Annotated in this window: 5 protein-coding genes, 4 tRNA genes and 2 rRNA genes; 8 read left to right on the top strand and 3 right to left on the bottom strand. The window is 51.8% G+C overall.

Annotation, left to right across the window (positions count from 1 at the left end):
* The 5 genes from BMX22_RS10120 to BMX22_RS10100 all read left to right on the top strand — a co-directional run.
* Positions 1–361: ribosomal RNA gene (locus BMX22_RS10120) — 23S ribosomal RNA — on the top strand; the annotation flags it as partial.
* Between the two features lie 127 nt (positions 362–488).
* A tRNA-Lys gene (locus tag BMX22_RS10115) sits at positions 489–564 on the top strand.
* Between the two features lie 4 nt (positions 565–568).
* Positions 569–643, top strand: a tRNA-Glu gene (locus BMX22_RS10110).
* 9 nt (positions 644–652) lie between these two features.
* Positions 653–769: ribosomal RNA gene (gene rrf / locus BMX22_RS10105) — 5S ribosomal RNA — on the top strand.
* Positions 770–776: 7 nt separating this feature from the next.
* Positions 777–852: transfer RNA gene (locus tag BMX22_RS10100), tRNA-Asn, on the top strand.
* Positions 853–1,376: 524 nt separating this feature from the next.
* On the opposite strand, the gene BMX22_RS10095 is transcribed toward BMX22_RS10100, so the two are convergent.
* From BMX22_RS10095 to BMX22_RS10085, 3 genes are all read right to left on the bottom strand, one after another.
* Positions 1,377–3,362 carry an endo-1,4-beta-xylanase gene (locus BMX22_RS10095; RefSeq protein ID WP_074742329.1) on the bottom strand — a complete coding sequence of 662 codons (1,986 nt, stop codon included), beginning with the start codon at positions 3,360–3,362 and terminating at the stop codon, positions 1,377–1,379.
* A 339-nt stretch (positions 3,363–3,701) separates the two neighbouring features.
* Positions 3,702–5,993 (bottom strand): glycoside hydrolase family 9 protein, encoded by a 2,292-nt coding sequence (locus BMX22_RS10090; protein ID WP_074742328.1) that lies wholly within the window; start codon positions 5,991–5,993, stop codon positions 3,702–3,704.
* 356 nt (positions 5,994–6,349) lie between these two features.
* A complete protein-coding gene (locus BMX22_RS10085; RefSeq protein WP_074742327.1) occupies positions 6,350–8,731 on the bottom strand; it encodes a glycoside hydrolase family 9 protein in 2,382 nt (793 codons plus the stop codon).
* 461 nt (positions 8,732–9,192) lie between these two features.
* Here BMX22_RS10085 and BMX22_RS10080 point away from each other — a divergent pair, with 461 nt between their 5' ends.
* From BMX22_RS10080 to BMX22_RS10070, 3 genes are all read left to right on the top strand, one after another.
* Entirely contained in the window at positions 9,193–9,915 is a 723-nt protein-coding gene (locus tag BMX22_RS10080; RefSeq protein ID WP_074742326.1) for an RsmE family RNA methyltransferase, read from the top strand.
* Between the two features lie 108 nt (positions 9,916–10,023).
* A complete protein-coding gene (locus BMX22_RS10075) occupies positions 10,024–10,428 on the top strand; it encodes a YtxH domain-containing protein (protein WP_318259726.1) in 405 nt (134 codons plus the stop codon).
* 120 nt (positions 10,429–10,548) lie between these two features.
* Positions 10,549–10,625, top strand: a tRNA-Pro gene (locus tag BMX22_RS10070).
* The last annotated feature ends 107 nt before the right edge of the window (positions 10,626–10,732 follow it).

The raw sequence follows: 10,732 nt of genomic DNA, 5'->3' as shown, positions 1-10,732 counted from the left end.
GTCCCAAGGGTTTGGCTGTTCGCCAATTAAAGCGGTACGCGAGCTGGGTTCAGAACGTCGTGAGACAGTTCGGTCCCTATCTGTCGTGGGCGTAGGATATTTGAGAGGAGCTGTCCCTAGTACGAGAGGACCGGGATGGACGCACCTCTGGTGCACCAGTTGTCACGCCAGTGGCACAGCTGGGCAGCTATGTGCGGAACGGATAAACGCTGAAGGCATCTAAGCGTGAAGCCGACCTCAAGATAAGATATCCCATCGTAAGAGTAAGACCCCTCAAAGACTATGAGGTTGATAGGTGCAAGGTGTAAGCGTGGTGACGCGTTCAGCCAGCGCATACTAATCGGTCGAGGGCTTTTCCTTTTGATTCATGTGAGAGTCTCTCTCAGGCGCTTGCTTTTCTTTGTTCAGTTTCAAAATTTCTTTTTAAATTTGGAAAAATCGCTTGACAAACGGTCACGTTTATGATATAATATATAAGCGATGTAAATGCACCATTAGCTCAGTTGGTAGAGCAACTGACTCTTAATCAGTGGGTCCTGGGTTCGAGTCCCCGATGGTGCACCAATACGGCCCGTTGGTCAAGCGGTTAAGACACCGGCCTCTCACGCCGGTAACACCAGTTCGATTCTGGTACGGGTCACCAAATTTCATAGTCGGTGCTTATTGCAGTGAGGTCACACCCGTTCCCATTCCGAACACGGAAGTTAAGCTCATTCGCGTCGATGATACTCGGCTGGTGACGGCCCGGGAAAGTAGATCAGTGCCGACATTGATATTCCTCCTTAGCTCAGTCGGTAGAGCACTCGGCTGTTAACCGAGTTGTCGCCCGTTCGAGCCGGGCAGGGGGAGCCAACAGAGCGTCTGCAATAGCAGGCGCTTTCTTATTTATACGGTTCTAAGCTTCTCACGGGAAGCTTTTTTTGTATCCTGAAATATTTGTCGGGATTTTGCACCATTTTGGTCTTTTGCAGGGTATGCTTACGGCAAATGTGTTAGTGATCACAGGCAACAAAAGAGAAGGGACAGAATCTCTATTCCAACTATCGTCTTACAGCCGATAAAGTTAAAGAGGAAGTGCAAAATAAAGTGGGACGCAGCCATACGTTCAGCAAGAAAAGCGCTCTTTCCATGGACAATATGAAGAAGTAATAAAGATAAAAAGAAGCAAGGCACAGGAGGGGAGCCCCTACAGATGACTGCAATATTCTGGAAGTTGTAGGGGCGAGTTCCGCTCGCCCGTTGGTTCGTCAATGTACTGCGGGCGCACGGAATGCGCCCCTACACCGTGTAACCGTTAATTATTATGTGCGGGACGCTGAAGGCGGCGCCCCCTACAATCCAATGGAAAAAGCTCCCCGAGAGGGGAGCTTTTTCTGTTAATTGTTAGGGCTGGAGGAGTAAAGGGGGAGTGCCTTTATCACGCCTGCGTCGAGCTTCTGTATCGCGAGAGCATCGTTAGCGGTTACGCCGTCTCCGACGTCAAAGCAGTCGGCGTTTGCCAGACCAGCATCGGTGAGCGCGTACTTGTCCTTGTTAGCGAGGGACTGTAATATCGCTACAGCGTCAGCCACAGTGACCTTCTTATCGTTGTTGGCATCGCCGCAGAGCGTCGCAGAGGCGCCCGATGACGTTGTCTCGCTTGCTGTAACGGTCGTAGTCTCGGTCTGGGTGGTAGTAGCTGCGGAGGAAGTAGCAGTAGTAGTCTTCTTGGTAGTAGTTGTGATGTCGGGTACTTCGATTCCGTCGATTATCGAGTAATAAGCGGGCTTAGCCTCGTAGTCCTTGGTGAAGAGGAGCGGATTCTTTGATGCACGCCAGCTCTGGTCGTCGGTCGTACCCCATACAACTACTGCGGAAACATAGTCCTTATAAGCAACGATAGCGTCGAAGATGTCGCTGTAGTACTTCGCCTGAAGCTCGTAATTCTCGCCGTCAACGGTGGCGTCGAGCTCGGTTATCTGTATGTCGAGACCTGTCTTGCTGAACTTCTCGAGAGCGTTCTTGTACATACCCGCAGTCGGGAACGGGTCATTTCCGCCGTTATTAGTGACATTAAGGTGCGACTGCATACCGATGCCGTCGATGTAGTGGCCATCGGAATTGATCTCCTCGGCGAGCTTGACGATAGCATCCTTTTTGTCCATGTACTCATTGAAGTCGTTGTAGAACAGTTTTGTGCCCTCGGGAGCGTACATCTTAGCGTACTCGAAAGCGGGCTTGATGAACGAATTATCGCCGAACACCTTTACCCAGGGAGAAGCCTCCCAGTTGTTGCTCTCTTCGGGGAAGCCTGGCTGACGGGGCGCGCCGCCGTCTGTAAAGGCTTCATTCACAACGTCCCACGCATAGAAGTCAACGTCGGGATATTCCTCCTTGACAGCCGCGAAAACGTTCTTGATGTAGTTTTCCATACGCTTGAGCATCTTCTCTTTAGACACCCACTCGCCGTCATCCTTGTAGTCCTCCTTGAAGAACCAGAGAGGAGTCTGCTGATGCCAAACGAGAACGTGACCTCTTACGGAGATATCATTTTCTCTTGCGAAGTCGAGGATAGGCTTAGCGTTTGCGAGAGTGACCTGCGGGTTGGTATCGTCGCCGTCAGCGGCAAGTGCGAGGCAGGCGTTCTTGTCGAGCACGGAATCGGGCTTGAGCTCATTGCCTGCCGTGATGCTGTTGAAGTGGTGCTTCACGAGCTCCTTAGTGGAGGCGGGAGCTATCTCGCCGGCAGTAGTAGCGGTGCCGAATTTGAACATATCAGCGTAAACGTCCTTGAGACCGACGAGGGTCTTGTCGAGCTTATTAGGCGCGAGCGTGATGGTGAAATCATCTACGCAGAGGTCGTTAGCCTCGCCCGTGGTCTCGATGTAGATAGAAACGTCCTTTTCGCCGTCGCCGAAGGAGAAGCTTGTTTCGAGGGTAACGTAATCGCCCTGAGAAACGCCCTTGACGAGGTTGGTATACTGCGGCTCTTCTGAGCCTCCTGGAGTATGCTGCAATGAGAGGCAGACGGTATTATACCAGGCAGCCTTTACCTTGACAGAAACGTTATACTTAACGTTTGGCTCAAGCAGACCCTCAGCCGCGAGCGACGGGCCGTTCCAGCTCTGGTCGCGTCCCGAAACGGACATTACCTTGCTTCCGCTGGGAGCCTTGTCGTCCTCGATAGCCTCGATGACAGATGTGTCGTTGTCGCCGCGCTTAGAGAATCTGGAAACGTCGCCGTCCTCGAAATCGGTGGAGAATACGACGCCCTCGGTGTCAGCAGCGTCAGCAACGAGCGCCTCTGACGCGGGGAGCGAAGACAGCGTCATAGCTGCGGTGAGTGCAGCGGCTGTCAGCGCGTTGAATGGATTGTGCTTCATGATAGATCATCCCTTCCGGACCCGACTAAAGGGTCCAATATATTATGCACCGCCCCTGCCTATAACGGGGCGGAACATTTACTACAATTTTATTGTAGCACAGCGGCAAAGACTTGTCAATAATTACCCGAAAACTACGCAATTATTGACCACCGACCACAATTCTGGTCAGAAAAGACCGCCCATACAGCACAAGCACGTACGATACGTAATCATCACGAAACAAAACAAGGACCCCTTTCACAGGAAAGGGGTCCCCGATAAGTGACAGATAATACATCCGTACGATACGCCGCTCATGCTGAACAGGCGTCATTCACATATTTCTTTTATCTCAGATCAAACGGGGAGCTGAGACTCTCTGAGAGCGCCTGCATCCACCTTCTGGATAGTGAGGGCGTCGTTAGCTGTAACGCCGTCCTTATTGCCCGAAACGTCAGCATTGGCGAGCTGTGTCTCATTGAGCTTGTACTTATCCTTATTGCCGATAAACTGGAGTATAGCAACAGCGTCAGCGACTGAAACATAGCCGTCGAGGTTGACGTCGCCGTACTTTGTTACCTTGCTTGCGGGCTGAGTAGTAGCAATTGTGGTTGTAGTAGTTGTTGTAGTGGTAGTAGTTGTAGTGGTCGTTGTAGTAGTTGTGGTAGTTGTTGTCTTTGTGGTAGAAGGTGTAGTAGCGGGAGTGCTGCCGCCCTCAGCGTATACATTGATCGAGTCAACAGTGAATTCGCCGCTGTTCACCCACCATGTACCGAACTTGAGCTGTCCGCCGTATGCAGTCTGGATTATCTCGGCAGTATCTGAAGGAACATTCCAAGTGATAGTTGCTGAGTTTCCGCTGGGAGTAGCCGACATATTGTCAGTCATTGTCCAGTAGTCGGGAGCAACGGTAGTAGATGTACCGAATGCACCTTCCCACTTGCCGATAGCGCCGTTTGCGGAGATGTTCACCTCGACCTTGCTGATCTTAGCGCCGCTCGGGAGTTTGAAATCAGCCCAATCCCAGCCGATCATCTTGTCATCAGCATTCTGGTCGAATTTAACGTGCTGCTTGGGGCTTATGGAGTAAACACCGTCGCCGCCGGGGTTAGTGGAAGGAGTAGTTGTAGTGGGCTGCTGCTGAGTCTGCTGAGGCTGAGTAGTCTGAGCAGGCTGAGTCTGCTGAGTCTGAGTTGTCTGCTGAGGCTCGGTTGTCTGCTGGGGCTGAGAGCCGCCCTTGTATATCTTGGTAACACCGTTGATATTGTTGTCGATAGAGCCTGTCTTCTTGAAGTGGTAAAGACCTGCTGCTGAGCCTACGAGACCTGCGTTATAGTCGATAGCAACCTCGTTGCAGACATAGTCAGCCATGTTATCGTGATAGTCGCCGTTTGCGTTGCAGGGACCGCCTACAAGAGCACCGATGAGGGGCTTTGCATTGGGACCGTAAGCACAGAAGGGGCTCATATGGTCGCCGTTGGGATCCCAGCCGTTCATATTGAACTGCTCATAGCTTGTATAGCCTGAAGCCGCTCTGTGGTGAGCGTTCTTTGCACTGTTGCTTGCAAAGCCTGTAACGAAGCAGGTCTTTGCGGGGTTATTGCCGAGGATGTAATTCATCTGCCCCTGAGCCCAGTTTGTATAGTTGCCTGCGCCTTCCTTTGTGGCAACAAGAGACATGAACTGCATAGAGCAGTTAAGTCTTGCGCTGCCCCACTTGTCCATGAAGAGGTATCCGCTGCCGTTGCACTTTTCGCCGAGGTACTTGTTAGCAGCGCTCCAGTCCTTGTTTACGATACCGTTCATAACAGCGGCACCGAGGTTTGCGTCGTTCCAGCCGTACGCCCAGTAAACGCCGATAGAATTTATTGCCTTGACATCGTTCTTATAGCCCTGATCGCCGGTAGCGAGTGCGAGACATCCCGCAGCCATTGCCTGCTCATCAGCGCACTTGGATGAAACGTAGAAGGTATCGGGACCTTCCGTTGCGCACTGGTTATACTGCTTTGAGAACTTATAGAGTGCCTTAGCGTACTTGAGGTCCTCTTCGTTGCCGAAGTTCTTGTAATTGATAGCGAGGGCAGAAGCGTAGTTTGCAGCGATATCGCTTGCGCCGTTGCTTGTCCAGTACATCTTGCGGTTGCCTCCCTGCTGCTCGGGCGGGCCCCAGTACGAGTGGTCGGGATTTCCCTCACCCTTCTGGTAGAGGAAGCTGGAAACGTTGTCACCGTTGAGCTTGGTAGACTTCTTGAAATATGTACAGAAATGGTTGAGGATCATCTTGATGTGATCTGCCTGACCTGTCTGCTCATACGCGTCCGAGAACTCATAATAGCTCAGACCGAGAGCAGCAGCGGTATAGCCCTGAGGGAGACCGAACATTACGTGGTCGCCTGCATCGTGGAAACCGCCGGGGATCTCATCGGTGGTATGGCAGTTGCTTCTCCATTCGAGACCGCATCCGGTAACGTCACCGCACATATTGGCGTCGTAGAAATAGAGGGAATACTGAAGGAGTCTTGCGTAATTGTCGTTATCTGCCGCAGTTGCAGAGAGAGAGGGAGCAGCCGCGGAGAAAGAACTTGCAGCCGAGGTGAGTGCGAGGGCACCCGTCAGGACTACTGATGTAAATTTCCTGAATTTGAACATACTATTCACACTTCTTTCTGATTAGTCGTATCGCGTTTTGCCTATAATATGCCTCACGGACTATTATACATAATTTCGCCGCGTTTTTGGTTACAAAGCGGAAACATAAATATTACAATACGGTTACACAAGGGCGATATTTTGCAGATTCTACCTATTGACCTAAAATGATATATCCGATTTGTATATATTGACGTAAATATTACAGACTATTGTGAACGATGAATGTATAAATCCAAATTTATATGTACAAAATTGCCTGCAAAAAGCAATAAAGTACCGATGTACAGAAACCTTCTTGTACATCGGTACCAAAATAACATATTTAATTTTGTGCGAAATGCAAGTCTGGGAACTTAATCCTCGATAATTTCGGCTATGGGCAGGTCAGCCTCGGTGTATTTGCCCGAGTCCAAAAGCTGGAGCACAAATGCGTCCTTGGCAGTGACGCCGTCGCCGTTCGCGTAAACGTCGGCGTTCTTGGCGCCCTGCGGCTTCAGTCCGTACTTATCCTTATTGGCAATGGACTGGAGGATAGCCACCGCGTCCGCGACAGTCACCTTCTCGTCGAGGTTGGCGTCGCCCCAGCGAACCTTCGGAGCAGCAGCGCGCTCGAGCTCATATGTCTTCTCTACGGTATTCTTTGTCAGGAACATAAATAAGGTCTTGGGCTCATCGGGCATCTTGTATCCCTCGGGAACAGAAGTGATAGTTGCTGTCCATGTAACGTCGTTGAGATCATCTACCCATTCTCTCGGGCAGGTGAGGTCGTTCACGCCGTCGAGGGTGGTGTATTTTTTCTCGGGAAGCTGCTTTTCGTAGTCCTTGCCCGAGATAACGACTTCAACGCCTGGTATGTACTCACCCGTTATCTTGTCCTTGACGATGAGCTCGAAAGTCAGCTTAGACATATCGGGCTTCTTGGCGAGAGTTACCTTTACATCGGCTTTTCCGTTTACTATGCTGAATTTAGTGTTCACAGGGTCGGGCATTGCATATTCATCGGGAATACTTTTCAGTGTTAATTCCCAGTATATAGCGCCCTTGAAAGCTTCGGCGGATAAGTCATGCCAGTTGACATCATGTGTAGCGGCGGTCTCGCCGGAAGTATATTCCTTCTGACCGAAGTATGCGCCGTTTTCGCCGTAGCCGGATATCTGGTATTTAACGCCGGGTACCTGCTTGCCCGTGTCGGGGTCGAGTATGCTGACGTTTACGACAGCCTCGGCGCGGTCGGCAGTAGTTGTGACCGTAGTCGCAGTCGTTTCGGTCGTTGTTGAAGCAGTCGTAGTCGCGGTCGTTGTGGTCGCCTCGGTGGTGGTCACGATATCGGGGTTCTCGTACTGTATATTACGCTCCACGCCGTTGACCATGCTGTCGGTCTTGCCTGTCCCGAACTCCTTGTACAGACCTGCCGCCGCCGCAACGAGGGTAGCGTTGTAGTCGATACCGACCTCAGAGGAGGTGATGTCGTTGAGCGCGTCCTTGTACTGGAAGCTTGCGTCCGCGAAACCGCCCTCCAGCGCACCTGTGAGGGTATAGCCCTTGCCGCCGAAGGTCTCGCCCGCAGCGTTATACTCGTCCCAGCCCTTCAGACCCGAAGCCGCCTCATGGTGAGGATACTTCGCGGAAACGTCATTAAAGCCGACAACGAGGCAGATGTTCTTGGGATTCTTGCCGAGTATCATGTCCATCTGACCCTTGCACCATTTCGTGTGGTCAGCCTTCTCGTGCTTTTTGAGCAGCAGACCGATAAACTGTGCCGCTGTGTTGTAGCGGGCAGCGCCCCAGCCGTCGGGAGTGTACCACTTGCTCGGGTCGTTCATTCTCTGTTGAGCGTATTTCTCGGCGATGCTCCAGTCGCCGTTTATCTCGCCGTTGAGGACGGAGGCACCGAGATACACGTTATTCCAGCAGTATTCCCAGTTAGGGTCATTCTGATGCTGCTTGAGGAAGGAATTATACTTCTCGTCCTTTGTCGCGAGGTAGAGGAATCCCGACGCGAACGACTGGTCGTCAACAGCCTCCTTGGAATCGTAGAAGCCGCCTGTGCCGTCAGTCGCTACCTGATTGTACTTGGTCGAGAAATCGAAGAGCGCCTTTGCGTATTCGAGGTCCTCATTGTTGCCGAAGTTGAGGTAGCTGACAGCAAGTGCAGCCGCGTATTCGGCAGCGATATCGCTTGCTCCGCTCGAAGTCCTGAACACTTTTCGCGATGAGCTGTCCTGCTGCTCGGGAGGTCCCCAGTAGCTGTTGTGGTCAGCACCGCCGTCGCCTATCTGGTAAACGAAGTCAGTGACCGAGCCGCCGCTGAGGGTGGTGCAGTCCTTGAAATACTTGCAGAAGCGGTCTGTAATGAGCTTCAGGTGTCCCGTCTGACCGAGCGAGTCGAAAACGTCCTTGTATTCGTAGTAGCTCCAGCCGAGCGTAGCGCCCGAATAGCCCGCAGTGATGCCGAATTTGACGTGGTCGCCGCAGTCGTGGTAGCCGCCTGGCACAGCGTCATCGGTATGGCAGTCGCCGCGCCACGAGAAGCCGCTGCTCTCGTCGACGTCGCTGCCGCACATATTCGCGTCGTACATATAGAGCGAATATTGCAGGAGTTTAGCGTAGTTGTCGGTGTCTTCGGCAGCGATGACCGTCGGAGCAGCAAACATACCTGTTGTTGAGCAGGCAGCAGCCGCCGCGAAGGCGGTAAAGCCCGAGGTTATCCTGCGGACAAGGTTTTTGTTCTTCATTTTACATCCCTCTCGTCTCATAGTGATATAGTCGCGTACCGCGCGGAGCTCCGCGCCATACACACCATATTATACCATAAATCGAAGTTGTATTGCAGACAAAAAATGAAAATAAAAGAGCTGCGGCGGAATTTTTGTAGATTCTGTAGAAGCACGGGTTTAAAAATTGTATAAAACGTCGATAATGATTTGTATTCCTCTTGCAAATTATTACCCATTGTTGTATAATAAAGCTATGATAGTGCTCAGACGGGACGCCTGTTAGGCGCGTCCCCTGCATTTTGATAACGCGTAGGGGCGCATTACAGCAAAGCTGCATATAGCATCATAATCCAAATCAAAGATTTGGTGTGCTGCTTATCCGTGCGCCCGTAAATGAATACGGTGTCATCGGGCGAGCGGAACTCGCCCCTACAATAGGCTGACGGCTTGAAATCACGAATTATACGGGAGGCGAAACCATGCCGAGATTTTTTACGAATGAGATAGACGAGAACAACATCACCCTCACGGGCAGCGACGCCCACCACATCGGACACTCGCTCCGCATGAGGGCAGGCGAGAGCGTGACGGTCTGCTGCTGCGGCACAGACTACAACTGTACGATATCGCGCATCACCGCCGATACGGTATATCTTGACCTTGTGGAGAAGGTGCGCTGCGCAGCCGAGCCCGACATCGAGGTGACGCTGTTTCAGGCAGTCCCCAAGCAGGACAAGCTCGAATACATCATACAGAAGAGCGTGGAGCTGGGCGTGAGCAGGATAGTGCCCGTGCTGACGCGCCGCTGCATATCGCGTCCCGACGAGCGCGACTTTGCGAAGAAGCTGCCTCGTCTGAACAAGATAGCTGCCGAAGCTGCAAAGCAGTCGGGCAGGGGAAAGATACCCGAAGTCACACCTATCGTGGACTGGCAAACGGCAGTGGAGATGATGAAGCAGCTCGACGTGACAGCCCTGCTCTACGAAGAGAAGGGCGGCTGCTCCTTCGGGGACATCGACTTCAGCGGAGTCAGGACAGCGGGACTTGTCGTAGGCAGCGAGGGCGGCTTCGACAGCTCCGAGGTCGAAAAAGCCGATTCCGACAATATTCGGCGCGTGTGGCTCGGCAGCCGTATACTGCGTTGTGAAACTGCACCAATAACAGCACTGTCTATTTTGATGTTTTTAACAAATAATATGTAAACGGTTGAATTTTGAAAACGAGTGTGATATAATAGTAATGTAGTTTATCGGAGTCGTTCGCAAGCGGCACGGTAACAGGATTTCCTTGCGAAGAAAAGAGGAAAAAATATGAGTAAGAAAAGAGGAATTAGCATGAACAACATTCTTGCAGGTGTACTTGTAACAGGCGTGGTCGTTGCAGCAGGATATGCAGCATATAAGATCATCAAGAACAAGAACTCAGAGCCCGATTACGACGATGATATTTATGATTATCCCGATCCGTACGATACAGATGAGAGCATAGACTTTGAGATCAACGACTCTACAGTAAAGGATCTCGCGGATGATGCAACAGAAACAGCCGAGGAGCTGGCAGATGGTGCAGCAGACGCAGCAGAGGATGTCGCAGATAAGGCAGGCGACTTTGCAGGAGAGGTCAAGGAAGCGGCTACAGACGTGGTCGGCGACCTGAAGGACGCAGCAGAGAACATCGTTGACGATGTAAAGGATGCATTCAAGAAGAAGAAGTAATAACGGAGAGGGGCTTCATGCCCCTCTTTTTGTTTTCGGGGACACCGCAGGCAAAAATACCGCTTGACAAGTCGTGACATTTCTGATATAATGTAAAAGCTGTCCGAAAAAGGACGATAACGAGGCGTAGCTCAGTTTGGTAGAGTGCTTGGTTTGGGACCAAGATGCCGCAGGTTCGAGTCCTGTCGCCTCGACCAGGCGCGGTGTCCGCGCCGCCAGTTCACGCGGACGCTCGTAAGCTCGCTCACTTACATTGAAGCGGCAGAGATTTCCGCGAGCCTTACCGTTTTTGATGTAGGGAACG

It is taken from the genome of Ruminococcus sp. YRD2003 (genome assembly GCA_900109435.1).
Classification (GTDB): domain Bacteria; phylum Bacillota; class Clostridia; order Oscillospirales; family Ruminococcaceae; genus Ruminococcus; species Ruminococcus flavefaciens_G.
This window is presented reverse-complemented; position numbering and strand designations above follow the sequence as displayed.